Annotated in this window: 20 protein-coding genes and 1 tRNA gene; 14 read left to right on the top strand and 7 right to left on the bottom strand. The window is 73.9% G+C overall.

All coding sequences use genetic code 11. From position 1 onward, the window contains the following. Positions 1 to 3: 3 nt before the first annotated feature. The 3 genes from malQ to hutH all read right to left on the bottom strand — a co-directional run bounded on the left by malQ (position 4) and on the right by hutH (position 5,232). The gene (gene malQ / locus QWY28_RS10685) at positions 4 to 1,857 is read right to left on the bottom strand and encodes a 4-alpha-glucanotransferase (RefSeq protein WP_300952521.1); all 1,854 of its coding nucleotides are present in this window, start codon (positions 1,855 to 1,857) and stop codon (positions 4 to 6) included. A gap of 76 nt (positions 1,858 to 1,933) precedes the next feature. Further along, positions 1,934 to 3,610 carry a urocanate hydratase gene (hutU, locus tag QWY28_RS10680; protein ID WP_300952520.1) on the bottom strand — a complete coding sequence of 559 codons (1,677 nt, stop codon included), beginning with the start codon at positions 3,608 to 3,610 and terminating at the stop codon, positions 1,934 to 1,936. Next, positions 3,607 to 5,232 carry a histidine ammonia-lyase gene (gene hutH / locus QWY28_RS10675; protein WP_300952519.1) on the bottom strand — a complete coding sequence of 542 codons (1,626 nt, stop codon included), beginning with the start codon at positions 5,230 to 5,232 and terminating at the stop codon, positions 3,607 to 3,609. Before hutH ends, hutU begins: the two co-directional genes overlap by 4 nt. Positions 5,233 to 5,521: 289 nt before the next feature. Between hutH and QWY28_RS10670 the strand changes: the two genes are divergently transcribed. The 9 genes from QWY28_RS10670 (at position 5,522) to QWY28_RS10630 (ending at position 19,088) form a co-directional block, all read left to right on the top strand. Further along, positions 5,522 to 6,775 carry a choice-of-anchor P family protein gene (locus QWY28_RS10670; protein WP_300952518.1) on the top strand — a complete coding sequence of 418 codons (1,254 nt, stop codon included), beginning with the start codon at positions 5,522 to 5,524 and terminating at the stop codon, positions 6,773 to 6,775. A 156-nt stretch (positions 6,776 to 6,931) separates the two neighbouring features. Further along, on the top strand, positions 6,932 to 8,122 hold the full coding sequence (locus tag QWY28_RS10665; protein ID WP_300952517.1) for an MFS transporter: 1,191 nt from the start codon (positions 6,932 to 6,934) through the stop codon (positions 8,120 to 8,122). Between the two features lie 47 nt (positions 8,123 to 8,169). After that, on the top strand, positions 8,170 to 8,685 hold the full coding sequence (locus QWY28_RS10660) for a hypothetical protein (protein ID WP_300952516.1): 516 nt from the start codon (positions 8,170 to 8,172) through the stop codon (positions 8,683 to 8,685). A 50-nt stretch (positions 8,686 to 8,735) separates the two neighbouring features. Further along, entirely contained in the window at positions 8,736 to 9,488 is a 753-nt protein-coding gene (locus QWY28_RS10655) for an IclR family transcriptional regulator (RefSeq protein ID WP_300952515.1), read from the top strand. Then, on the top strand, positions 9,485 to 10,453 hold the full coding sequence (locus QWY28_RS10650; protein WP_300952514.1) for a DMT family transporter: 969 nt from the start codon (positions 9,485 to 9,487) through the stop codon (positions 10,451 to 10,453). Before QWY28_RS10655 ends, QWY28_RS10650 begins: the two co-directional genes overlap by 4 nt. Positions 10,454 to 10,479: 26 nt before the next feature. After that, entirely contained in the window at positions 10,480 to 12,924 is a 2,445-nt protein-coding gene (locus tag QWY28_RS10645; protein WP_300952513.1) for a hypothetical protein, read from the top strand. Positions 12,925 to 13,115: 191 nt separating this feature from the next. After that, entirely contained in the window at positions 13,116 to 16,811 is a 3,696-nt protein-coding gene (locus tag QWY28_RS10640) for a heterodisulfide reductase-related iron-sulfur binding cluster (RefSeq protein WP_300952512.1), read from the top strand. 148 nt (positions 16,812 to 16,959) lie between these two features. After that, the gene (locus QWY28_RS10635) at positions 16,960 to 17,523 is read left to right on the top strand and encodes a TetR/AcrR family transcriptional regulator (RefSeq protein WP_300952511.1); all 564 of its coding nucleotides are present in this window, start codon (positions 16,960 to 16,962) and stop codon (positions 17,521 to 17,523) included. Then, entirely contained in the window at positions 17,520 to 19,088 is a 1,569-nt protein-coding gene (locus tag QWY28_RS10630) for an MFS transporter (RefSeq protein ID WP_300952510.1), read from the top strand. The genes QWY28_RS10635 and QWY28_RS10630 overlap by 4 nt, the downstream gene beginning before the upstream one ends. An 18-nt stretch (positions 19,089 to 19,106) precedes the next feature. Here QWY28_RS10630 and QWY28_RS10625 read toward each other — a convergent pair whose 3' ends face one another. After that, positions 19,107 to 19,388 carry a hypothetical protein gene (locus tag QWY28_RS10625; RefSeq protein WP_300952509.1) on the bottom strand — a complete coding sequence of 94 codons (282 nt, stop codon included), beginning with the start codon at positions 19,386 to 19,388 and terminating at the stop codon, positions 19,107 to 19,109. 19 nt (positions 19,389 to 19,407) lie between these two features. Then, positions 19,408 to 21,156 carry a sodium:solute symporter family protein gene (locus tag QWY28_RS10620; protein ID WP_300952508.1) on the bottom strand — a complete coding sequence of 583 codons (1,749 nt, stop codon included), beginning with the start codon at positions 21,154 to 21,156 and terminating at the stop codon, positions 19,408 to 19,410. Positions 21,157 to 21,317: 161 nt separating this feature from the next. Here QWY28_RS10620 and QWY28_RS10615 point away from each other — a divergent pair, with 161 nt between their 5' ends. The 3 genes from QWY28_RS10615 (at position 21,318) to QWY28_RS10605 (ending at position 23,033) form a co-directional block, all read left to right on the top strand. Continuing rightward, positions 21,318 to 21,878 (top strand): toxin-antitoxin system HicB family antitoxin, encoded by a 561-nt coding sequence (locus QWY28_RS10615; protein ID WP_300952507.1) that lies wholly within the window; start codon positions 21,318 to 21,320, stop codon positions 21,876 to 21,878. A 107-nt stretch (positions 21,879 to 21,985) separates the two neighbouring features. Further along, a complete protein-coding gene (locus tag QWY28_RS10610) occupies positions 21,986 to 22,825 on the top strand; it encodes a DUF4097 family beta strand repeat-containing protein (RefSeq protein ID WP_300952506.1) in 840 nt (279 codons plus the stop codon). Positions 22,826 to 22,883: 58 nt separating this feature from the next. Continuing rightward, the gene (locus tag QWY28_RS10605; protein ID WP_300952505.1) at positions 22,884 to 23,033 is read left to right on the top strand and encodes a hypothetical protein; all 150 of its coding nucleotides are present in this window, start codon (positions 22,884 to 22,886) and stop codon (positions 23,031 to 23,033) included. A 33-nt stretch (positions 23,034 to 23,066) separates the two neighbouring features. Here the strand turns inward: QWY28_RS10605 and QWY28_RS10600 are convergent, their stop codons facing one another. Further along, positions 23,067 to 24,005 (bottom strand): siderophore-interacting protein, encoded by a 939-nt coding sequence (locus tag QWY28_RS10600; RefSeq protein WP_300952504.1) that lies wholly within the window; start codon positions 24,003 to 24,005, stop codon positions 23,067 to 23,069. A 65-nt stretch (positions 24,006 to 24,070) separates the two neighbouring features. Continuing rightward, a complete protein-coding gene (gene dcd, locus QWY28_RS10595; RefSeq protein ID WP_300952503.1) occupies positions 24,071 to 24,646 on the bottom strand; it encodes a dCTP deaminase in 576 nt (191 codons plus the stop codon). A 69-nt stretch (positions 24,647 to 24,715) separates the two neighbouring features. Between dcd and QWY28_RS10590 the strand changes: the two genes are divergently transcribed. Further along, on the top strand, positions 24,716 to 25,513 hold the full coding sequence (locus tag QWY28_RS10590; RefSeq protein ID WP_300952502.1) for an SGNH/GDSL hydrolase family protein: 798 nt from the start codon (positions 24,716 to 24,718) through the stop codon (positions 25,511 to 25,513). Between the two features lie 35 nt (positions 25,514 to 25,548). After that, positions 25,549 to 25,624, top strand: a tRNA-Gly gene (locus tag QWY28_RS10585). Positions 25,625 to 25,800 lie beyond the last annotated feature (176 nt).

Raw genomic sequence — 25,800 nt, 5'->3', positions numbered from 1 at the left:
ACCTCAGCCTCCCACGGACCTCCCCCGGGCCGGGTCGTCTTCGGGCAGCGTCCCGCGCATCGCGGCCAGCAGCCGCGCGACGCCGGGGTGGTCCGGCAGGTCCTCGAGGGGTACGCCGAGGGGCAGGCGCCAGTTGTCGCGCGCGGTGGTGCCGGGGACGTTCGGGCGGCGCTCCTCGGCGACCGCGTCCTCGAGGGCGACCGAGAGCAGCAGGGAGGGTGCGCGGCCGAGCTGGCGGTACGCCTCGACGACCGCGTCCTCGACCGGGGCGTCGGCGGGCAGCCGGTCGCGACGCAGCCGCTCGAGGAGGTCCTCGCGTCCGGAGCGGACGTCGTCCTCGGCCATGTCGGTCGAGGCCAGCTGGTCCTCCGCGTCCGACCCGGTCCACAGCCCCGCCACCGTCGGCAGGTCGTGCGTGGTCACCGCGGCCAGCGCGCCGGCCGGCCACGCGGCGGCGGGCTCGTCCTCGAACCACAGCACCTTGTAGGACAGGATCCCGCGCTCGGCCAGCGCCTCGCGGACGCCCGGCTCGACCGTGCCGAGGTCCTCGCCGACGACGACCGCGCCGGCCCGGTGCGACTCCAGCGCGACGATGTCGAGCAGGTCGTCGGCGGGGTAGCGCACGTAGGCGCCCTCCTGCGGGCCGGCCCCGCCGGGGATCCACCAGAGGCGGAAGAGCCCCATGACGTGGTCGATGCGCAGCCCGCCGGCGCCGGCGATGGTGCCGCGGATCGACTCGACGAACGGCTCGTAGTCGGCCTCGCGCAGCCGCCACGGCACGAGCGGCGGCGAGCCCCAGTCCTGACCGACGGAGTTCAGCAGGTCCGGCGGGGCGCCGACGGTGACGCCGGCGGCCAGCACGTCGTCCCACGCCCACGCGTCCGCGCCGCTGCCGGAGACGCCGATCGGCAGGTCCTGCAGCACGGTGGTCGACCCGGTCGCGGCGCGCAGCTGCCGGTCCAGCAGCCACTGCAGCCACACGTGGAAGGCGATGTCGTCGGCGTGGTCGCGGAGGTACGCCGGCACGCCGCCGGCGTCCTGGCGGCGCACCGCCTCGGGCCAGGCGAGCCGGTCAGGCCCGTGCTCCTCGGCCAGGGCGCACCAGGTCGCCCAGCCCTCGACGGCCTGGCCGGCCTCGGCCCGCCAGCTCGTGAACTCGGGGTCCTCGGCGGTCCGGTCGAAGACCGACCGGAGCACCGCCCGCTTCAGCGTCCACGCCCCGTCGCGCTCCACCAGCCCGGCCGACCGCAGGGTGGCCAGCTCGGCGTCGTGCCGCTCCAGGTCGGCGTCCTCGACGCCGGGGACGTCCTCGACGGCGAGGTAGACGGGGTTGCGGAACCGCCGGGTCGCCGGCAGGTAGGGGCTGGTCTCCTGCGGCACGGTCGGGGCGACCGCGTGCAGCGGGTTGACCAGCAGGAAGCCGCCGCCGAGCGACTCGGTCCACTCGCGCAGCGTCCGCAGGTCGCGCAGGTCGCCGATGCCCCAGCTGCGCCGCGACCGCGCGGCGTACAGCTGCACGGTCCAGCCCCACGCCTGCTCCTCGGGAACGTGGCACCGGCCCGGGGAGACGATCAGCCGGCGGCCGTCGGCGAGCCGGTGGTAACCGAGCGGGAAGTCGTCGGGCACCACGTCGTCGAGCTCCCGGGTCGAGCCGTCCTCGCACGACACCGTCGAGCGCAGGCCGGTCGAGCGGCCGGGCCGGGTCACCACCGGAGCGCGCTCCTCGAGGTCGGCCGGCGGCTCGCCGATCACCTCCCGCAGACGGGCGACGGTCTCCTCGCTGGACCGCTGCGGCTGGTCGTCGGCGTCCACCCAGTCCTGCTGGATGCCCCACTGGTCGACGTTCGGTGCGCTCACCCGCGCACGGTTCCCCGAACCGCGCCGGATCAGCAACCGGACCAGCAGCCGGACCAGCAGCCGGACCAGCAACCGGTCAGGCCGGCGGCATCGGGATCCGCACGCCGCGCTCGCGCGCGACCTCGACCGCCCGGTCGTAGCCGGCGTCGACGTGCCGCACGACGCCCATCCCGGGGTCGTTGGTGAGCACCCGCTCGATCTTCTCCGCCGCCAGCGCGCTGCCGTCGGCGACGCACACCTGGCCGGCATGGATCGACCGGCCGATGCCCACGCCGCCGCCGTGGTGGATCGAGACCCAGGTCGCGCCGGAGGCGGTGTTGACCAGGGCGTTGAGCAGCGCCCAGTCCGCGATGGCGTCGGAGCCGTCGAGCATGCCCTCGGTCTCGCGGTACGGCGAGGCGACCGACCCGCAGTCGAGGTGGTCACGGCCGATGACGACCGGCGCGCTCAGCTCGCCGCTGGCGACCATCTCGTTGAACCGCAGCCCGGCGCGGTGCCGCTCGCCGTACCCCAGCCAGCAGATCCGCGCCGGCAGCCCCTGGAAGTGCACCCGCTCCTGGGCCAGCGTGATCCAGCGCCGCAGCTTCTCGTCCTCGGGGAAGAGCTCCAGCACGGCCCGGTCGGTCGCGGCGATGTCGGCGGGGTCGCCGGAGAGCGCCGCCCACCGGAACGGCCCCTTGCCCTCGCAGAAGAGCGGCCGGATGTACGCCGGCACGAAACCGGGGAAGTCGAACGCCCGGTCGTAGCCGCCCTTGCGCGCCTCGTCGCGGATCGAGTTGCCGTAGTCGAAGACCTCCGCGCCGCGGTCCTGCAGCTCCACCATCGCCCGCACATGGGCGGCCATCGAGCTGCGCGCCCGCTCGGTGAAACCGGCGGGGTCCGCGGTCCGCTCGCGCTCCCAGTCCTCGAAGGCCGTGCCGACCGGGAGGTACATCAGCGGGTCGTGCGCGGAGGTCTGGTCGGTGACCACGTCGACCCGCACGTCGGAGTCCACCAGCCGCGGCAGCAGCTCCGCGGCGTTGCCGAGCACGCCGATCGACAGCGGCCGGCGCTCGTCGCGCGCCGCGACCGCCAGCTCCAGGGCGTGCTCGAGGGAGTCCGCGCGCACGTCGAGGTAGCGGTGGTCGATGCGCCGCTGGATCCGCGCGGGGTCGCACTCGAGGCAGATCGCCACGCCGTCGTTCATCGTCACCGCGAGCGGCTGCGCGCCGCCCATGCCGCCCAGGCCGGCGGTGACGGTGATCGTGCCCGCGAGCGAGCCGCCGCGGCCGGTGACCCCGCCGGTGGCCAGCTTCTCGGCGACCGCCGCGAAGGTCTCGAAGGTGCCCTGCAGGATCCCCTGGGTGCCGATGTAGATCCACGACCCGGCGGTCATCTGGCCGTACATCGTCAGCCCGAGGTCCTCCAGCCGCCGGAACTCCTCCCACGTCGCCCAGTCGCCGACCAGGTTGGAGTTCGCGATGAGCACCCGCGGCGCCCAGGTGTGGGTGCGCATGACGCCGACCGGCTTGCCGGACTGCACCAGCAGGGTCTCGTCGTCGGCCAGGTCGCGCAAGGCCGAGCAGAGGGCGTCGTACGCCGCCCACGACCGCGCCGCCTTCCCGGTGCCGCCGTAGACCACGAGGTCCTCGGGCCGCTCGGCCACCTCGGGGTCGAGGTTGTTCATCAACATCCGCAGCGGGGCCTCGGTCTGCCACGACCGCGCGGTCAGGTCGGTGCCCCGCGGGGCGTGGACGGCGGTGCGGTCGGTCATGCCAGCTCTCCGATCACTGCTGCGACGGCTGCGGTCACGGCGCCGGACCGGACCAGTCCGACGGCGGTCTCGATCTCGGGGGCGAGGTGGCGGTCCGGCCCGGGGCCCTCGATGCCCGCCTCGCGCAGCAGGCGCACGACCGCGCCGGTCGCCGGGGAGGGGGTGAGCGGCGCCCGCAGGTCCAGCGCGCGCGCGGCGGTCAGCACCTCGATCGCGACCACCCGGGTCAGGCCGTCGACGGCCCGGCGCAGCTTGCGCGCGGCGCCCCAGCCCATGGACACGTGGTCCTCCTGCATCGCCGAGCTGGGGATCGAGTCGACCGACGCGGGGACGGCGAGCCGCTTGAGCTCGGAGACGATGGCGGCCTGGGTGTACTGCGCGATCATGTGGCCGCTGTCGACCCCCGGGTCGTGTGCCAGGAACGGCGGCAGCCCGTGGCTGCGGGCGGCGTCGAGGAACCGGTCGGTGCGCCGCTCGCTGATCGAGGCGACGTCGGCGGCCACGATCGCCAGGAAGTCCAGGACGTAGGCCACCGGCGCTCCGTGGAAGTTACCGTTGGACTCCACCCGGCCCTGCTCGCCGTCGGCCACCACGACCGGGTTGTCGACGGCCGAGGCCAGCTCGCGACCGGCGACGAGAGCGGCGTGGTCGAGGGTGTCCCGGGCGGCGCCGTGCACCTGCGGGGCGCACCGCAGCGAGTAGGCGTCCTGGACCCGGTTGCAGTCGGTCCCCCGGTGCGAGGCGACGACGCCGGAGCCGGCGAGGAGGGCGACCAGGTTGGCGGCCGAGGCGGCCTGGCCGGGGTGCGGGCGCAGGGCCTGCAGCTCGGCGGCGAAGACCCGGTCGGTACCGAGCTGTCCCTCGACCGACATCGCCGCGGCCACGTCGGCGGTGCGCAGCAGCGTCCGCAGGTCCTCGATCGCGAGGACGAGCATGCCGAGCATCCCGTCGGTGCCGTTGATCAGCGCCAGCCCCTCCTTCGCGCCGAGCTCGACCGGTGCGAGCCCGGCCGCGGCGAGCGCCTCCGCGGCGGGGCGGAGGTCCCCGGCCGCGTCGCGCACCGTCCCCTCGCCCAGCAGCGCGAGCGCGCAGTGCGAGAGGGGGGCGAGGTCGCCGGAGCAGCCGAGCGAGCCGTGCTCGTGCACGACGGGGGTGATCCGGTGGCTCAGCAGGTCCGCCAGCAGCCGCGCGGTCCCCACCCGCACGCCGGTGCGGCCCGTCGCCAGCGTCGAGAGCCGCAGCAGCATCAGCGCGCGCGTCACCTCCTCCTCGACCTCGGGCCCGGACCCGGCGGCGTGGGACCGGACCAGCGAGCGCTGCAGCTGCGCGCGCTGCTCGGTCGGGATGTGCCGGGTCGCCAGGGCGCCGAACCCGGTCGAGACGCCGTACGTCGGCACCGGCCCGGCCGCGAGCGCCTCGACGACCTCGCGGGAACGGCCGATGGCGGCGACGGCCTCGCCCGTCAGCTCGACCGGCGCGCCGCCGCGGGCCACCCGGACGACCTCGGCCGGGGTGAGCGGGCCGACACCGACCAGGACAGGGGAGGCCGGACGGGAGGCCACCGGGGAGGTCGCCGGGGAGGTCGCCGGGGAGGTCGCCGGGGAGGTCAGCGGTCTGGACATGTCGCCATCGTCCGGCGCCCGGGGGGCACCCACCAGCCGGTCACCGCGCCGACCGTCTCGGATCCGAGACCTCAGGCGGGCGGACCGCACCTCGCGTCACTCCTCGGGCAAAGGGTCGTTGCGCAGGTGAATCCCCTGCACCACCCGTCGTGCCCTCCCCCAGGGCCGACCTGCGACGACAAGACCTCCCCCCAGGTTTCGGCACCACCGCCCCGGGGGAGTGATCACAGGCCAGCAGCACACGTACGGCGCCCGGGGGGTGCGTCGCACACAACACAGGAGTACTCATATGCGTCGGTTCCTCCCCCTCGGGGCGACGACCGCCCTCGCGGTCGCCACCGCGATCCTCACCGTCCCCGGCTCCACCCAGGCCCTGGTCGCCGACCGCGCCGCGGCCACGAAGGTCAAGACCGAGTTCGCCATGAAGGCGACCGGCTACGGCACGCGCGTCCAGGGTGGCTCGGTCCCCGTCCAGTCCGGCACCACCGCCTACCAGACCATCGGCTGCACCAACAAGGCCGGCCTCGCCCGGCGCAACGACGTCGCGGCCGTGACCCTGCCCGGCCTCGGCCAGGTCGACGGCATCCGCACGCGGGTCAACACGTACACGAACGAGAAGAAGGGCCGCACCAGCGTCGTCTCCCAGCACGACGTCGCCAAGGTCACGCTCGGCGGTCAGCTCACGCTCACCGCCGTCAGCTCCAAGGCGACGGTCTGGCACGACAAGGACGGCTTCCACAAGAAGGTCGAGACCTCGATCGGCGGCATCCGGGCCGGCGGGGACACCTTCCCGATCCCGACGCCGAACGTCCCGATCGCCATCCCGGGCCTGGCCACGATCTACCTGGGCGACCAGAACGGCTACGCCAACAAGGAAGGCGCGTACGCCGCCGGCAACGCGATCAAGGTCGTGCTGGAGCCGAGCGACACCGTCATCCGGATCGCGCACTCCGCGGCGAAGATCAACCGCGGCGTGAAGGTCGGCCGGTTCCGCGGCCAGGCCCACGGCACCCAGGTCGACGCGCTCGACGAGAACGTCCGCTCCGGCCCCAACCCGCTGTCGTACATGCCCTGCCAGGGCACCGCGGGCAAGGTCCGGGAGAAGTCGGTCGCCGGTGTCGACCTCGCCGGTGAGATCGTCGTCGGCGCGGTCCGCAACCGCCAGATGGGCGAGCAGAACAACAAGCGCGCCACGGGCTTCGAGGAGTCCACGATCGCCGGCATCAAGCTCGGCCCGCTCCAGATCAACGCGATCAAGGCCCGCGCCAACGTGACCCGGTTCCGCGACGGCCGGATCAAGCGCAACGCCAACGGCACCACCATCGGCGAGATCGTCGTCGACGGTGAGTCCCAGGCGATCCCGCCGCCGGGCCAGGCCCTCGAGATCCCGGGCCTGCTCCGCCTCGAGGCGAACGTGGTCGAGAAGACCAGGCTCGGCATCAAGGTGACCGCCGTCCGGCTGACGCTGCTCGACGGCACCGGAGCCACCGTGAACCTCGGCAACGCGCGCCTGGAGATCAAGCCCTCGGGCGTCAAGAAGTAGCACCACCGCTCCACACGACGGGGTCGTGTGCCGGAGGACGCGTCACCGCGCGTCCCGAGGCACACGACCCCGTCGTCGTCGCGGTGGCTGATTTCTCACAGGCCGCATGCCGGGACCGGCGGGCGCGGGCGATCGGCCGGGCGTTGACTGACCCGCGTGGCAGCACCGGGCGGGACGACGATCGGCACGGCGCGCCGCTGGACGATGCTGGCGGCGAGCACGCTGGCCCAGGGGGCCGCGGCGGTGATGATCCACGGGCCGGCCTTCCTCATCCCCGCGCTGCACGACCGGGCCGGGTTGTCGCTGCCCGAGGCCGGCGTGGTGGCGGCCGCGCCCACCGTCGGGGTCATGCTCACGCTCGTGCTCTGGGGCTTGGTCGTCGACCGCCGCGGCGAGCGCTTCGTGCTCCTCACCGGTCTCGGCGCGACCGCCCTGGTCGGCGCCGCAGCGACCTTCGCGGGCGGCACCGTGCTGCTCGCCCTCGCCCTGCTGCTGGCCGGCGCCGCCGCCGCGAGCACCGGCTCGGCCAGCGGCCGCGTCGTGGTGGGCTGGTTCCCGCCCGAGCGCCGCGGGCTGGCGATGGGCATCCGCCAGATGGCCCAGCCGGCCGGCGTCGGGATCGCGGCGGTCTCGATCGCCGTCGTCGCCGAGCGGCACGGCATCGCGGCGGCGCTGTGGGTGCCGACCGTCGCCGCCGCCCTGGCCGCGCTCGTCGTCGCCGCCGTCGTGGTCGACCCGCCGCGGCCCGACCCGCGGACCGAGCGGTCGCCGAACCCCTACCTCGCCGACTCCTACCTCGCCCGCATCCACGGCGTCTCGGTCCTCCTCGTGGTGCCCCAGTTCCTGGTGTGGACCTTCGCGTTCGCCTGGCTCGTCCAGGAGCGCGGCTGGTCCGCCGCGGCCGCCGGCTCGCTCGTCGCCGGCGCGCAGGTCGCCGGTGCCCTCGGGCGGATCGCGGCCGGCTGGCTCTCCGACGTCGTCGGCGCCAGGATGCGCCCGCTGCGCTGGGTCGCGGTGGCCGCCGGCGCCTCCATGGGGCTGCTCGGCGTCGCGGCGGGCCTCGACGCCGCGGTCGCCGTACCGCTGGTCGTGGTCGCCACCGTCATCACCGTCGCGGACAACGGACTGGCGTTCACCGCCGTCGCCGAGCGGTCCGGCCCCTCCTGGAGCGGCCGCGCCCTCGGCGTGCAGAACACCGCGCAGTACCTCACCGCCTCCGCCGTCCCGCCGCTGGCCGGCGCGGTCGTCGCGACGTGGGGGTACGCCGCCGCGTTCGCCGCCGCCGCGGTCCTCCCGGTCCTCGCCGCCCCGCTGGTGCCGGTCGCCGAGGAGCGCGAGCTGGCTTGACCGACCCGCCGGCGTGATCGCCCACACACGGGGGTACCGGCCCCGACATGGACGACGACAAGTGGATCTGGATCATCGTGGCCGTGGTCGTGGTGCTGCTGCTGGCGGCGCTGCTCCTGACCCTGATGCGCAAGAAGAAGAAGCAGCGCGAGGCGCACCAGCGCCTCGAGGCCCAGCAGCTGCGCCAGCAGGCCGTCACCCACTCGACCGGGCTCTCCCAGGCCGAGATCGAGGCACGGGAGGCCGAGGCGCGCGCCGAGCTCGCCCGCGCGGAGGCCGAGCGCGCCCAGCTCCGCGCCCAGGAGGCGCACACCGGTCTCGCGCACGAGCAGGCCCGCCAGGAGGACGTGCTGCGCCAGGCCGACCGGCTCGACCCCGACGTCGACCACCGCTCCTCCGACTACACCCCGCGGCCCCCGACCGCCGCCGGCCCCACGCACGACCCGGCCGCCGGCACCCCGGGGACGACCGGCACTCCGGGGACGACCGGCACCCCGGGGATCACCGACACAGGCACCACCGGCACCGACCCCTCGGCCGGCGCCCACCGCCGCGACGTCTGACCCGCGGAAACCAGCGCGCCGCTCGCCGGCACCGCCCCTAGGCTCCGGCCATGGGTCAGGTGCCGGCGGCGACGCGCGCGCTGCGGGTGCTCCGGTTCCTCGCCAGCCAGCCCGACCCCGCACCGCTGGACCGCATCGTCCGCGCCTGCGAGCTGCCGCGCAGCACGGCGTACCACCTGCTCAACGCGATGATCGCCGAGGGCTTCGTCGTCCACCTCGCCGAGGAGCACCGCTACGGCCTGGGCGTGGCCGCCTTCGAGGTCGGCAGCGGCTACTCCCGCCAGGAGCCGCTCCAGCGGATCGCCCGCCGGCCGCTGGCCGCGCTGGTCGACCGCGTCGGGCACAGCGCGCACCTCGCCGTCCTGCACGGCCGTGACGTCCTCTACGTCCTCGAGGAGCGTGCACCCGGCCGGCCGCCCCTCGTCACCGACGTCGGCGTCCGCCTCCCCGCCTCCCTGACGGCCAGCGGCCGCGCGCTGCTCGCCCGCCTGCCGGCCGCCCAGGTGCGGGCCCTCCACCCCTCCGCCGACGCGTTCGTCGACCGGCACGGGCGCGGCCCGCGCACCCTCAGCGCCCTGCGGGTGCTGCTCGCCGAGACCCGCCAGCGCGGCTTCGCCACCGAGGACGGCGAGGTCACCCCCGGGCTGGCCAGCGTCGCGGCCGCGGTGGTCGACCACAACGGCCACCCGATGGCCGGGGTGGCGGTCACGTTCGAGAGCACCGACGCCTCGCCCGCCGCGATCGCCGAGGAGGTACGCCGCACGGCCGGGCTCCTCACCCGGCGCCTGGGTGGTGCCGAGTGAGGCCGGACCCGCGCCTCGGGCTGGCCCAGATCGCGATGGCCGGGGTCCTGTGGGGCACCGGCGGCCTCGGCGTGCAGCTGGTGCGCGAGCACGTGCCGATGTCGGTGCTGACGATCAGCGCCTGGCGGATGGCGATCGCCGCGGTCGTGCTGCTCCTGGCGCTGGTGGCGCTCCGGGGCGGGCCGGCGCTCGGCCGGCTGCTGCGGGAGCGGCCGGGCCGGGTCGTGGTCGTCGGCTGCGGCACGGCGGCCTACCAGGCGCTCTACTTCGGGGCGGTCGTCTCGGCCGGCGTGACCGTGGCGACGGTCGTGAGCCTGGGGCTGGCGCCGGTGCTGCTGACGCTGGCCGCGGCGGCCCGGAGCCGCCGCCGGCCGGGGGCGGACCGGGTGCTGGTGCTCGTCGCGGCCCTGACCGGCCTGGTCCTGGTGAGCGTCGGGGCCGGCCACGGCGGCTCCACGGGGCCGCACCCGGTCCTGGGCGTGACGCTCGCCGCCGCGTCGGGCGCGGCGTACGCGCTGGCGACCGCGCTGGGCGAGCCGCTCGCCCGGTCGACCGGACCGCTGACGCTCACCATCGCGACCACCACGGTCGGCTCCCTGGTGCTCCTGCCGCTGCTGCTCGTGGACGCGGCCACCGGCGGGGTCGTCGCCACCTCGGAGCCGGTGCCGGTCGCGGTGCTGCTCTACCTCGGCGTGCTGACGATGGCGCTGGCCTACGGGCTGCTCTACGCGGGGCTGCGCACCGCCGACGGCAGCTCCGCGGTCGTCGCGACGCTGCTCGAGCCCGTGACCGCCGCCCTGGTGGCCGCCGCCCTCCTCGGCGAGCGCGTCGGCCCCCTCGGGATCGCCGGCACCCTGCTGATCCTGGCCGCCGTCGCCGGCCTGGGCCGCCGTGGCCAGGACGTGGGCGGACCGTTGACCCCACCCCGAGAACCTGACAGGGTCTCAGGTCTGCACCGCCCGTGACCGGGCCGAACCACTGGGGAGCACGCATGCCCGCACTCGGCAAGCCGTCGGACCGCACCGCACCACGCCGCCCGGGACGCCGGCGGCTGGGCACCGTCGGCCGGCTCGCGGTCGCGGGCCTCACCGCGGCCGCCCTGGTCACCGGGGCGTTCGTGCTCCCGGGCGCGGCAGGCCTGCGCGGCGGCTCCCTCGAGCAGCAGTTCGCCGACGCGACCGCCACCAAGGTCGCCATGGACGAGGCGAAGAACGCGATCTCCCGCGCGGTCGGCTCCGGCGCCGACGCCACCGACCCGACCACCGCCGAGCAGGCGCGGTCCGCGGCGGCGTACGTCGCCTCCGAGCGGGCCCTCCCCGACCCGCAGCTGCGCTCCGTGCCCGCGGTCCAGCCGCGCCGCCAGCGGCCGCAGGACCGCTACGCGATGGCCAACGGCTGCTACGCCCTGGCCGGGCAGCCCTTCTACTTCAAGCCCACCGCGCTCGGGAAGTACCTCCTCTACGCCGAGGACCGCACCTTCGTGGCCGCCGGCGGCGAGCGGGCCGCCCGCCCCTCGGCCGAGACGGTCTGGACGGTGACGAAGAAGGGCGCGCGGTTCACCTTCCGCAACGGCACCGGCACGCTGCGCATCGGCTCCACGTCGGCCTTCGCGCTCACCCGCACGACCGGCTGCACCGCCTACCCCGAGTCGCAGATCGACGTCGCGGGCGGCCCGCACGCCGGCGTCACGCCGTTCCAGGAGGTGCGGGGGTACGTCGACGCGCACACGCACGGCATGGCCTTCGAGTTCCTCGGCGGCGAGGCGCACTGCGGCCGCCCGTGGCACGAGTACGGCGCGCCGTACGCGCTCGTCGACTGCGAGGACCACACCGTCACCGGTGGGTACGGCGGCGTGCTGGAGTCCGTCCTGAGCGGCACGCCCAACCACGACCCCGTCGGCTGGCCGACGTTCAAGGACTGGCCGGCGCCGAACTCCCTGACCCACGAGGGCACCTACTACCGGTGGATGGAGCGCGCCTGGCGCGGCGGCCAGCGGCTGTTCGTCAACCTCCTGGTCGAGAACAACCAGCTGTGCATGCTCTACCCCTTCAAGCGCAACTCCTGCGACGACATGGACTCCGTGCGGCTGCAGGCCCGCCAGATGCACGCCTTCGAGGACTACATCGACGCCCAGTTCGGCGGGCCGGGCAAGGGCTTCTACCGGATCGTGAAGACCCCGTGGGAGGCCCGGGAGGTCATCAACGCCGGCAAGATGGCCGTGGTCATGGGCATCGAGACCTCGGTGCCCTTCGGCTGCACGGTCAAGCTCGGCGTCCCCGCCTGCGACGCCGCCGAGATCGACCGGCAGATCGCCGAGGTGCACCGGATGGGCGTGCGCCAGATGGAGCTGGTCAACAAGTTCGACAACGCGCTCTCCGGGGTCGCCGGCGACGCCGGCGCGGTCGGGCCGGTCGTCAACCTGGCGAACTTCCTGGAGACCGGCACGTTCTGGGACATGCGGCACTGCGAGCCGGCCGACGGCGAGTCGCACGACAACAACCAGGTCGCGGTGCCCGACATCACCGCCGGCGTCCAGGACGCGCTGTTCGGCGCGATCGCCTCGCTCGGCCTGCCGACCGTGCCGCTGCCGCTCTACCCGCCGCCGGACCACTGCAACAACCGCGGCCTGACCACGCTCGGCGAGCACACGATCAGCGAGCTGGCCGAGCGCAAGATCCTCTTCGACCCCGACCACATGAGCGTCAAGGCCCGCGACCAGGCGATGGACCAGATCGAGCGGATGGGCTACCCCGGCGTGCTCTCGAGCCACTCGTGGTCCACCCCGGACACCTACCCGCGCATCTACCGGGCGGGCGGCTTCATCGCGCCGTACGCCGGTGACTCCACCGGCTTCGTCGAGAAGTGGCGCCGCCACGTCGGCTGGGCCGACGAGCGGTTCTACTGGGGCCTCGGCTTCGGCGCCGACATCAACGGCCTCGGCGCCCAGGGCGCCCCGCGCGGCGCCGACGTCCGCAACAAGGTGACCTACCCCTTCCGCGGCCTCGGCGGCGTGACGGTCAAGAAGCAGCGCGCCGGCCAGCGCGTCTACGACATCAACGTCGACGGCGTCGCGCAGTACGGCCTCTACCCCGACTGGGTCGAGGACCTGCGCAAGGTCGCCGGCAAGGACGGCGCGGCGATCGTCGACGACATGGCCCGCGGCGCGGAGGCCTACCTGCAGACGTGGGAGCGCGCGTACGGCGTGCAGCCCGACTCGTGCCGCAACCCGGGCCTGCGCCGGCAGTGGTCGCTCGTGCGGCAGCTGGTCCGGCCCGGCATGACCACCCGCTCGGTGATGGGCAAGGTCGGCCAGCCCTACCAGCGGCTCGGCACGACGTACCGCTTCTGCGCCAAGGCGCCGGGCGACCCGAAGGTCATGGTGCGGGTCGACTTCTCGCGCAAGGGCGTCGTCACCGGCGTGCGCCGTCTGGGCTGAGGGCGGAGCCGGGGGCGGAGCCGGCGGCCCCCGCTGCGGGCGCGCCGGCGAGTCCGACCGCGCGCTGGGCCCGCAAGTTACTGGTCCGTAGGATGATTGTCACGCCACCGGGCCATGACGCGCCGGAGCGTGACACCTAGGCTCGCGGACGCGTCCGTGCTCAGCGGACGGGCACCACTACGAGGAGCAGCATGCAGATCTTCGCCATCGTCGTGTCACTCGCCATCGCGGCGGTCGGCATCGCCCTGTTCGCGAGAGCGATCAGGAACATGCTCCGCGTCATCCGCATCGGCCAGCCCGCGATGAACCGCATGGACCAGCCGGGCAGACGGGCCTGGGTCCTGGTCAAGGAGACGCTCGGTCACACCCGGATGCTCCAGTGGAAGCTGGTGGGCATCGCCCACTGGTTCATCTTCGTGGGCTTCGGCCTGCTGTTCTTCACCCTGCTGACGGCGTTCGGGCAGCTCTTCGACGCCCACTTCACGCTGCCGCTCATCGGTGAGTTCTTCCTCTACGAGTGGATCTCCGAGCTCTTCACGGTCGTGATGCTCGTGGCGATCATCGGCTTCATCGTCTACCGCGCCACCCGCCCCAAGGAGCGCACCCGCGGCGTCAAGGGCCGGTTCTGGGGCTCCACGATGTGGCAGGGCTACTTCGTCGAGAGCGTCATCCTCGGCGTCGGCCTCTGCATCATGGTGCTGCGCGGCCTGGAGTACGCCCTGCTCGACCACGAGGGCTCCTCGCACGCCTCGCTGCTGCACTTCCCCTTCACCGCGTGGCTCGGCCACGCCTTCTCGGGCCTCTCGCTGGGCGCGATCGAGAACCTGATCTACCTCGTCGCGATGCTGAAGATCCTCATCTCCTTCACCTGGATGATCACGATCTCGCTCAACATCGACATGGGCGTCGCGTGGCACCGGTTCACGGTCTTCTTCAACATCTTCTTCAAGCGCGAGGCCTCCGGCCGCACCGCGCTCGGCGCGGTCAAGCCGCTCACGAACAAGGGCGAGCGGGTCAGCCTCGACGACATCGACGACCTCGACGAGGACGCCTCGCTCGGCGTCGGCACCGTCGAGGACTTCAGCTGGAAGAACATCCTCGACTTCACGACCTGCACCGAGTGCGGCCGCTGCCAGTCGCAGTGCCCGGCGTGGAACACCGAGAAGCCCCTGTCGCCCAAGCTGCTGATCACCGCGCTGCGCGACCACGCCTACCAGAAGGCGCCGTACGTCCACGCCGGCGGCGAGGGCAGCGAGGCCGCCACCGCCCTGCTGGAGAAGGACGAGAAGATCGCCCGCGAGGTGGAGCGGCCGCTGGTCGGCGACACCGGCGACGACTGGTTCTACATGCCCGACAGCGGCGCGGCCGTCATCGACTCCGAGGTGCTGTGGAACTGCACCAGCTGCGGCGCCTGCGTCCAGCAGTGCCCGGTCGACATCGAGCACGTCGACCACATCATCGACATGCGCCGCTACCAGGTGCTCGTCGAGTCCAACTTCCCCGCCGAGCTCAACGGGCTGTTCAAGGGCCTGGAGAACAAGGGCAACCCCTGGAACATGTCGCCGAGCGCGCGGATGGACTGGGCCAAGGGCCTGGACTTCGACGTCAAGGTCGTCGGCGAGGACATCGAGTCCCTCGAGGAGGTCGACTGGCTGTTCTGGGTCGGCTGCGCCGGCGCCTACGAGGACCGCCAGAAGAAGACCACCCGCGCCGTCGCCGAGCTGCTCGACATGGCCGGCGTCTCCTTCGGCGTGCTCGGCAACGGCGAGACCTGCTCCGGCGACCCGGCCCGCCGCGCGGGCAACGAGTTCGTCTTCCAGGGCCTCGCCCAGCAGAACGTGGAGACCTTCCAGGAGTACAAGGTCAAGAAGGCCGTCACGACCTGTGCCCACTGCTTCAACACGCTCAAGAACGAGTACAAGGAGTTCGGCATCGAGCTGGAGGTGGTCCACCACACCCAGCTGCTGAACCGCCTGGTCCGCGAGGGCAAGCTGACCCCGGTCGACACCGGCGAGGGCGCGCACAAGCGCTCCATCACCTACCACGACCCCTGCTACATCGGTCGCCACAACGGCGTCTACTCGCCGCCGCGCGAGCTGCTCCAGGTCCTCCCGGGAGCGGAGTACGTCGAGATGGAGCGCAACTCCGAGCGGTCCTTCTGCTGCGGCGCCGGCGGCGCGCGCATGTGGATGGAGGAGAACACCGGCGAGCGGATCAACCTCAACCGCACCAAGGAGGCCGTCGGCACCGGCGCGGACCAGATCGCCGTCGGCTGCCCGTTCTGCCGCGTGATGCTCTCCGACGGCCTCACCGCCCAGCAGTCCAAGGGCGAGGCCCGCGAGGAGGTCGAGGTCCTCGACGTCGCGCAGATGCTGCTCGCCTCGGTCAAGGGCGAGGTCGCGACGAAGATCAAGCCGGGCGGCGGCACGCCGTCGGCCAAGGCGGCCCCGTCCGAGGACGTCAAGGCCGAGCCCGAGGCCGGCGACGACACCCAGGCCTCCGACGACGTCGTGACCGAGACGGCCGACGCCGGCCCGCTGGCGAAGGCCTCGGGCGGCTCCTCGCTGTTCGACACCCCCGCCGAGGACGCCGCCTCCGGCGACCAGGCCGAGTCCGCCTCGACCGAGTCCTCCCCCGCGCAGGAGGCGGAGGCCGCGTCCTCCGCCGGCCAGGGCGGCCAGGGCGGTGGCTCGTCGCTGTTCGACCTCGGCGGCGACGACACGGCCGACGAGCCGGCCGAGCCCGCGAGGACCGAGGCGAAGACCGAGGCTGCGCCGGAGACCACGACCACGACCGCGGCGAAGGCCGAGCCGGCGTCCGGCGGGTCGCTCTTCGACATCGGCGGCGACGAGCCGGCCGAGGCGAAGGCCGAGACCGAGGCCGAGGCCGAGCCCGAGGCCGAGCCGGAGGCCGAGGCTGCGGCCGAGCCGGCGCCCGAGAAGAACGAGACCGACCTCGGCTCCGGTGGCTCGCTGTTCGACATCTCCGCCGACGAGCCGGCCCCGGCTGCCCCGAAGGCCGGGTCCGAGCCGGCCGCGTCGAAGCCGGCCGAGCCGAAGGCCGAGCAGCCGAAGGCGGCTCCGGCGCCGGAGATGAACGAGACCGACCTGTCCTCGGGCGGATCGCTCTTCGACATCGAGGCACCGGCGGCGCCCGCGCCGGAGGCCGAGCAGCCCGCGGCCTCGGACCCCGAGGTGGACGCCCCGGCGGCCACCGAGGACGAGGTCGTCGAGTCCTCGCACAGCCCCGAGTCGGAGGAGACCTCCGCCGAGGAGGTCGTCGAGACCGAGACCGCCGCCCCGGCGGCGGAGTCCCCGAAGCCGGCTGCCGCGCCGTCGGCGTCGATCCCGGAGGGTGGCTCGCTCTTCGACATCGCCGCCCCGGCGGCCGTCGCCCAGCCGGAGAAGAAGCCGGAGCGCGCCGTCCCGGCCGAGCAGCCTGCCGCTGCGGCCTCGGAGGCACCGACCGAGACGCCCGCCGAGCCGGCCGCCGAGCCGGCCGCGCCGGCCGACGCCCCCAGCGGGGAGGAGCTGACCGCGGCCGCGACGGCCGCCGCCAGCGACGACCCGACGCCGGAGCCGGCCGGGGAGCCCACCGCCGAGGCGGAGGTCGAGGCGGAGGCGCAGGACGAGGCCCGCGCCGAGTCCGAGGAGCCGGCGGCCGAGCAGGCGGACGCCGAGGCGGACGCTGCCGACGAGGAGGCCGACGAGGAGGCCGACGAGGAGGCCGACGAGGAGCCCGCTGAGGAGCCCGCTGAGCAGCCGGCCGAGCAGCCGGCCGAGCAGCCGGCCGAGGAGGAGAAGCCGAAGCCGACCTCGAGCGGCGCGGCCAACCAGCCGCGTACCGACGTGGAGATCTCCGAGGGCGGGTCGCTCTTCGACCTCTGAGCGAGGCGGCACCGCACGACCGACGGGGTCGTGTGCTCCAGGACGCGTTCCGGCGCGGTGAGGGGCACACGACCCCGTCGGCGTTCCCGAGGGAGCCACGACGACCTGTACGCTCGTACATGTACATCCGTACAGGACGGGAGGACCCATGACCGCCCCCGCCCGCAAGCGCGACCCGGAGGGGCGCCGCCGCACCATCGTGCAGGCGGCCGTCGAGCTGCTCCTCGAGGGCGACGGTGCCGACCTGACCCATCGCCGGGTCGCGGCGCGCGCCGAGGTGCCGCTGGGCTCGACGACGCAGTACTTCGCCACCCTGGCCGACCTGCGCACGGCAGCGCTCGAGGAGATCGCCGCGGCCAACGAGGCCGGGCTGGTCGAGATCCGGGAGGCCCTCGCCGCCCCCGGCAGCGGTCCGGGCACGTTGGCCGCGCTGCTCCACGACTACATCGCCGACGAGGAGCGCATCCGCGCCGACAACGCCCTGTGGGCCGCGGCACTGCGGGACGCCGAGCTCCACCGCCTCGTGCGGCACTGGTACGACGGGTTCACCGCCGTCCTGCGCGACCACGTCTCACCCCGGGCCGCCGTCGCGCTCGCGGTCTACCTCGACGGGGCGGCCATGCACGCGTCGTTCCACGACGAGCCGCTCGACCTCGCGTCGCTGGCCGCCGCCATCGCCGTTCTCAGCACCGTCGAGGGGGGCGAGGCATGAGCGCCCCGTCCGGCTCCCCCTCGGCCACCGGCTCCGCCGGGACCACCGTCGAGGTCCCGCCCGCCCGCCGCTGGGCCTCGCTGGCCGTCCTCTCCGCGAGCCTGCTCGTGGTGACGATGGACCTGACCATCCTCAACGTCGCCCTGCCGGAGCTGGCCGCCGACGTGCGCCCGTCGGCGACCGAGCAGCTGTGGATCGTCGACAGCTACTCCCTCGTCCTGGCCGGACTGCTGATCCCGATGAGCGCGCTGGCCGACCGTTGGGGGCGCAAGCGTCTGCTGCTGCTCGGCTTCGCGGTCTTCGGCGCCGCCTCGGCACTGGTCGTGCTGACCGACTCGCCGTGGGAGGTCGTGGCCGCGCGGTCGCTGCTCGGCATCGGCGGCGCGATGATCATGCCGACGACCCTCTCGCTGCTGCGCTCGGTCTTCACCGACCCCGCGGAGCGGGCGACCGCCCTCGGCGTCTGGGCCGGCGTCTCGGCACTGGGCGCCGCGGTCGGCCCGATCGCCGGCGGCGCGCTGCTCGAGCACTTCGGCTGGCACGCGGCGTTCCTCGTCAACGTGCCGCTCATGCTCGCGGCCCTGGTGGCCGGCGTGACGATCCTCCCGGAGGCGCGGGCGGCCAGCGCGTCGCCGTGGGACCTCCCGTCGGTCGCGCTGTCCGTCGCCGGGATGGTCGGGCTGGTGTGGTCGGTCAAGCACGTCGCCGAGGAGGAGTCGCTCACCGACCCCCTCGGTCTGGCCGTGCTGGTCGCGGCGCTCGCCGCCCTGGCGGTCCTCGTGCGCCGCTGCCTGCACCGCCCCGAGCCGCTGCTCGACGTCCGGCTCTTCCGCCGGCGCCCGTTCACCGCGGGCGTGGTCGCCGCCCTCAGCGCGATGTTCGCGATGGCGGCGATCCTCCTGCTGCTGGCCCAGTGGCTGCAGCTGGTCGAGGGGCACTCCCCGCTCCAGGCGGGCGTGCGCCTGCTCCCGCTCGCCGGCGGGGGCCTCGTCGCGTCCCTGCTGGCCTCACCGCTCGCCCGCCTGGTGGGCGCCCGCGCCGTCCTGGCGGGAGGCCTGGCGGCCGCGGGGCTCGGCGCGCTGCTGGTCCCGCTCGTGCCGGGCGGCCTCACGTACGGCACCGTCGCGGCGGCGATGACCCTGGTGGGCGCCGGCGCCGGGTCGCTGGCGATCGGGTCGGCGATGATCATGGCCGGCACGCCCGCGGACCGGGCGGGCAGCGCGGCGGCGATCGAGGAGACGGCGTACGACCTCGGCAGCGTGCTCGGCGTCGCGGTCCTCGGCAGCGTGGCGTCGGTGGTCTACCGCGACCGGCTGGCGGTCGGGACCCTCGTGGCCGACGGCCTGCCGGCCGGAGCCGCACGGACGGCCGAGGACTCCCTCGGCGCCGCCGTCGACGTCGCCGGCACGCTCGGTGCCCCCGCGCTCGCCGAGCGCGCGGCGGCCGCCTTCACCGACGCGCTCGTGGAGACCTGCCTGGTCGGTGGCGCGGTGATGCTCGCGGTCGCCGTCGTCGTGTGGTCCACCGCGCCGCGCGGGCTCGACATCACCCAGCAGGAGCACTGAGCGACCGGGCCCGTGCCCTCACTCGGTCGGCGCGGACTCCTCGGCGCCGCCATCGGGCACGTAGGTCGGCCGGGCCGCGGCCCAGGCGATGAACGCCAGGCCGACCACCAGCATCACCAGGCCCGACCACAGGTTGGCGTTCGTGCCGCCGGTCTTCTCGGTCTCGGCGTCGCCGAAGAGGCCCACGAGCGTGAGGATCACGCCGTAGACCGCGAGCAGGCCGCCGATGATGTTGCGGATGTCGAGGGCGCCGGCGCGGTGCCGGCGCCGGGGGGCGTCGGGGACGGTTGCAGAAGGCACGAGAACTCCTTGGAGCCGGTCAGAACAGGACGTTGAGGACGACGACCATCGCGAGCGCGACGCCGGCCAGCGGGAGGGTACGGCGGTACCAGGGGTACGACGCCTCGTCGGCGTCCACCAGGTCCTCGCGTGGGGTCTCGGAGTACACCAGGCCGCGCAGCTCCTCGACCGGCTTGGGCTTGGTCACCAGCGAGACGACCACGCTCAGCACGATGTCGACGACGAACGCCGCACCGGCCGCGAGGAACGCCGCTCCCTGGCCGCCGACCGGGATCACCCCGAGGCTGAGCGACCCGAAGGCGTCCTTGCTCAGGAACGCCACCGCGACCGCCGACAGGGTGCCCGACACCAGGCCGACCCAGCCCGCCGTGGCGGTCATCCGCTTCCAGAACATGCCGAGGATGAACGTCGCGAACAGCGGGGCGTTGAAGAACCCGAACAGCGTCTGGAGGTAGTCCATGATGTTCGAGAAGTTGGTGGCGAGGTACGCGGTGCCGACCGCGATCACGGTCGCGCCGACCGTCGCGAGCCGGCCGATCTTGAGGTAGTAGTCGTCGTCGCGGTCCTTGACGGCGTACCGCTGCCACAGGTCGTAGCTGAAGACGGTGTTGAACGCCGAGATGTTCGCGGCCATGCCGGCCATGAACGCCGCGAGCAGGCCCGCGATCGCGACGCCGAGGAGACCGTTGGGCAGCAGGTCGCGCATCAGGTAGAGCAGCGAGTCGTTGTAGGTGACCGTGCCGCCCGCACCACCGGCCACCTCCTCGCCGGCCTTGGTCTGCGCGATCTCGGAGACGAGGACCGCCGCGATCATGCCGGGCAGGATGGTGATGAAGGGGACGAACATCTTCGGGAAGGCGCCGATGATCGGCGTCTTGCGCGCCGAGGAGATCGAGTCGGTCGCCATCGCGCGCTGGACCTCGACGAAGTTCGTCGTCCAGTAGCCGAAGGAGAGCACGAAGCCGAGGCCGAAGACGATGCCGACGACCGAGAGCAGGTCGGAGTCGAAGCCCGACAGCGCGTTGCCCGGCCAGGAGTTGAGCTGCTGGGCCGCGGTCGCGGTCTCGGGGTTGTCCGCCGCGGCGTCGGTGATCTTGTCCTGCAGGCCGCCCCAGCCGCCGACCCGGTCGAGGCCGATCAGCGTGAGCGGGAGGAGCGCGGCGACGATGACGAAGAACTGCAGCACCTCGTTGTAGATCGCGGCACTCAGGCCGCCGAGGGTGATGTAGGAGAGCACGACGACCGCGGCGACGAGCAGCGCCACGAGCAGCGGCCAGCCCAGGAGCGCCTGGATGATCGTGCCGAGCAGGTAGAGGTTGATGCCCGCGATGAGCAGCTGGGCGACCGCGAACGAGATCGAGTTGACCAGGTGCGCGCCGGTGCCGAACCGGCGGTACATGAACTCCGGCACCGACCGGACCTTGGAGCCGTAGTAGAACGGCATCATCACGACGCCGAGGAACAGCATCGCCGGGATCGCGCCGACCCAGAAGTAGTGCACGGTCGGCAGGCCGAACTCCGCACCGGAGGCCGACATGCCCATGATCTCGACCGCGCCGAGGTTGGCCGCGATGAAGGCCAGGCCGGTGACCCAGGCGGGCAGCGAGCGCCCGGACAGGAAGAAGTCGACGGAGTCGGAGACCTGTCTGCGCGCCATGACGCCGATGCCGAGCACGACGGCGAAGTAGAGGGCGACGATCAGGTAGTCGACGGCTCGCGCGTCGATCAGGGTGTCGCTCGCGAGGACGGTCGGTGCCCAAGTGGCCATGGACGGCCTTTCGTGACGGCGGTGCGGGGTGCGGCGCCGCTTCCGTGGAGCGGGGGCGGAGCCGTCTGGGCCGATGCCCGGAAGTCCGCGACGGCAAACTGCTGCCGGCGTGACGCCAACACCTCTTGACGTGACGTCACCGTGGTGTCACTGTGGTGCGCATGGACATCACGCCGTACGTCGACTCGCTGCGCCGGGACCTGCTCGCGGCCGCCGAGGCAGCCGGCCCCGAGGCGCGCCAGGCCGCGGAGCGACTGGCGTTCGCCCTCGACCCGGCCGCGCGGCTGGCCCTGATGGAGGCCGTCTCCCAGGCGGCGGCCGAGATCACCGCCGAGATGCCCGCCGGCGGCGTCGACGTCCGCCTCAACGGCCGCGACCTCGACTTCGTCGTCGACGCGGCCCCCACGCCGCCCACCCCTCCGACGCCGCTGGCGCCGCCGGCACCCCCGGCTCCCCCGGCAGGGCCCGGCGCCGAGGCCGAGCCGGAGGACGACTCGGTCGCCCGGATCACCCTCCGCCTCCCCGAGTCGGTCAAGGCACGCGCCGAGGAGCTCGCGGCGAGGTCGGGCCAGTCCCTCAACACCTGGCTGGTCGGCGTCGTCCGCGGCGCGACCCGCGAGGGCTCGATCAGCGTCGACATCGACCTCTCCAGCATCCCGTTCCTCGGCGGCGGCGACCCGCTCGGCCGCCGCGGCAACCGCCGGATGAACGGCTGGCTCTAGCCCGCACCAGCCCCCGTCCCACCCGTCCTCTCCCCGATCCCACCCCACCCCCTCCGGGGCCGGCCCCCGGCCGGCGCCGTGGTCGGCCACACCCTCAGGAGGCTCCCGTGAGCGAGCGCACCGCCATCGAGCACGACCACCCGGCCCCCGGCCCCGTCGACCTGTACGTCGAGGTCGGCGAGGGCCGCGTGCACGTCACCGCGACCGACACCGACCGCAGCGCCGTCCGGGTCACCGGCCACGACGCCCACGACGTCGCCCTCGAGCTCGGGGACGAGCGGGTGTCGGTGGTCGGCCCCCGCCGGCGGACCGGGTTCCTCTCCGGCGACCGGACGCTCGTCGTGGAGGTCGAGGTCCCGCACGGCAGCCGGGTGGTGACCCGGACGGGCAGCGCGGACGTCGTCCTCGCCGGCCGGGTCGGTCGCTGCCAGTTGCGCACCGGCTCCGGCGACGTACGCGTCGAGGAGCTGGGCGGACCGGCCACCGTCGAGACGGGCTCGGGGCGCGTCGACATCGAGGAGGCGGGCGGCGAGTTGCGCGTCAAGAGCGGGTCCGGCGACGTACGCCTCGGGCACGCCGCCTCGGCCGTCGCCGTCTCGACCGGTTCCGGCACCGTCTCGGTCGGCAGCAACGACGGCCCGGTCGCGGTCAAGACCGGGTCCGGCGACCTCGACGTCACCGAGGCCCGCACCGACGTGTCCCTGGCCACCGGTAGCGGCGACCTGCGGATCGGTGCCGCGCTGCGCGGCCGCGTCACCGCCAAGGCCGCGTCCGGTGACGTCCGGGTCGGCGTCCGCAGCGGTACGCCGGTGTGGACCGACATCTCGACGGTCACGGGCTCGATCCGCTCCGGGCTGCCCAGCACCGGCGCGCCCGCCGACGGCCAGGACCACGTCGAGCTGCGCGCGCGCACCGTCAGCGGGGACGTCGTCCTCACGCCCGCCTGACCACCACGTCCACCGGCCCCGCCGCCCCGGTGGGGGCCACCCGACCCCAGGAGCAGCCATGAACGAGCAGCACGCCCTCATCGAGCGTGAGGCGCACCACCAGATCACCGAGCGCGTCGCGCGCGCCTCCACGCCGAAGGTCCGGTCCTCGCGCCGGCACCAGGTCGCCCGGGGGCTGCGGCGCTTCGCCGACCGCCTCGACGGCTGACCACGACCTCCGCGGTCAGGACGTCACCGGTGATCAGGACTTCATGGCGACGCCGCGGCGCCAGTAGCCCATGAACGAGACCTGCCGGCGGTCCATCCCGAGCTCGTTGACCAGGGCGCGGCGCAGGGTGGTGACCACCTTGGACTCCCCGGCGATCCAGGCGTAGACGCCGTCGGTGGTCGCCTCCAGCGGGGCCTCGATCTCGCCGGAGGAGGAGTACATCGGGGTCTCCCACAGGTCGGGGTCGACCTCGTCGTCGGCCACCTCCTCGACCGTGACCGGAGCGCCGAGGTGCTCGAGCACCGCCGGCCCCAGCAGCGAGCCGAGGTCGGCTCCGTCGCGCGGCAGCCAGGTGACCGTGACGCCCTCGGGGTGCTGGACGGTCTGCACGTCGGCGGAGAGCGGCACCTCGAGGAAGGCCGCGCCGCGGGCGTCGTTCGGCAGCAGCGCGAGCGTCGCGCAGGCGGCCGGGACGGCGGTCTCGTCGCCGACGATCACGACCCGGCTCGCGGAGCCGGGGACGAACTCGATCCCGCCGAAGGGCATCCCCCGCCGCGGGCACATCAGCGCGATCCGGTCGCCGACGGCCGCCGACGCGGCCCAGGACGAGCCGGGACCGGCGTGCCCGTCGGCCTCGTGCAGCACCATGTCGACCACGATCCGGGTGTCGGGGCCCTCGCCGCGCACCTCGCGGACCGTGTAGGTGCGCATGTGGCCGCGCTCCTCGGCCGGACGGGCGTACCACGCCTGCATCCAGCCCTCGTCGGCTCCCTCGAAGGACTCCAGCGCGCCGCCCGCCGGCGGGAAGATCAGCTTGATCCGCTGGTCGAAGAGCGGCTGGTCGACGCCGAACTCCGCGAGCGCGGGCGACCCGAGCTCGACGCGGACGAAGCTCGGCGAGAGACGCCGGACCGAGGCGACCTCGACCTCCTCCAGCAGCATCGGGAGGGCGGGCGAGCTGAGCGCGGTCATCGCGGTTCCGATCGTGAGGGTGACCTTACTTAGGCTGACCTTACACGGGGACGCCCGCGGTGACCTCAGATCGGCGTGCGATGGAAGGACTGGAACGAGCGCGAGGGCGTAGGCCCGCGCTGGCCCTGGTAGCGCGAGCCGTACTTCTCCGAGCCGTAGGGGTGCTCCGAGGGCGAGGTCAGCCGGAAGAAGCAGAACTGCCCGATCTTCATGCCGGGGTAGAGCTTGATCGGCAGCGTCGCCACGTTCGCCAGCTCCAGCGTCACGTGGCCGGAGAAGCCGGGGTCGACGAAGCCGGCGGTCGCGTGGGTGAGCAGGCCGAGCCGGCCCAGGCTGGACTTGCCCTCGACCCGCGCCGCGATGTCGGCGGGCAGCGTGACCACCTCGTACGTCGAGCCGAGCACGAACTCCCCCGGGTGCAGGATGAACGGCTCGTCGCCGTCCGGCTCGACCATCCGGGTCAGGTCCGACTGGTCCGCCGCGGGGTCGATGTGGGGGTAGCGGTGGTTCTCGAAGACCCGGAAGAACCGGTCCAGCCGCACGTCGACCGACGACGGCTGGAGCATCTCGGGGTCCCACGGGTCGAGCGCGACCCGGCCGGCGTCGAGCTCCGCGAGGATGTCGCGGTCAGAGAGCAGCACGGCGCCAACCTACCGGCCGCCGACCGCACCCGCCCGCTCCTCGGACGACCTCTGGCGGAGAATGACCCCATGGGCTTCCACCGGTACGTCGCGATCGGCGACTCCTTCACCGAAGGGGTCGGCGACCCCGACCCGACCCGCCCCAACGGCCTGCGCGGCTGGGCCGACCGCGTCGCGGAGGCGCTCGCCGCCCGCGAGCCCGACTTCGGGTACGCCAACCTGGCGATCCGCGGCCGCAAGCTCGCCGGCATCCTGCGCGAGCAGGTCGAGCCCGCGCTCGCCCTCGAGCCGGACCTGGTCACCGTCTACGCCGGCGCGAACGACATCGTCCGCCCCAAGGTCGACCTGGACGCGCTCGCCGAGCAGTACGACGAGGCCGTCGGCCGGCTCGCCGCCTCCGGCGCCCGGATCGTGCTGTTCACCGCCTTCGACCCCGGCAGCGGCGGGATCTATGCACCGATCCGCGGGCGCTTCGCGCTGTACAACGAGCACGTCCGCTCGATCGCGGACCGCCACGGCGCCACCATCGCCGACTCCTGGCGCGTCGCGCAGCGGCTGCCGTACGACGTCACCGCCAGCGACCCGCGCCTGTGGGACGTCGACCGGATGCACCTCGGCCCCGCCGGCCACCAGGTGACCGCGATGATGGTGCTCGACGCGCTCGGCGTGGAGCACGACCTCGAGCCCCTCCCTCTGCCCGACCTGCCGGTGCTGACCCGCCGCGAGAAGCTGCGTGCGGACGCCGCCTGGAGCCGCGGCTACCTCGCCCCGTGGATCCAGCGCCGCCTCACCGGTCGCTCCTCGGGCGACACCGTCGAGCCGCGTTTCCCGACGTTCGGCCGGGTCGTGTCACCCGGCGGGGAGTGATCCCCTAGACTCCACGCCGTCGGGTCCCCCGGCATGCGGATGTAGCTCAGTTGGTAGAGCGCGACCTTCCCAAGGTCGATGTCGCGAGTTCGAGTCTCGTCATCCGCTCCAGTCCTCCACGCGCCGCCGATGGGGCCGCGCCCACCAGCGCGACACTGCACCCGACGTCGATGTCGCGAGTTCGAGTCTCGTCATCCGCTCCAGTCCTCCACGCGCCGCCGATGGGGCCGCGCCCACCAGCGCGACACTGCACCCGACGTCGATGTCGCGAGTTCGAGTCTCGTCAT

Source organism: Nocardioides oceani, from assembly GCF_030412965.1.
Lineage (GTDB): Bacteria > Actinomycetota > Actinomycetes > Propionibacteriales > Nocardioidaceae > Nocardioides > Nocardioides oceani.
The sequence above is the reverse complement of the archived record's forward strand: the minus strand, read 5'-3'. Positions and strand labels throughout refer to the sequence as shown.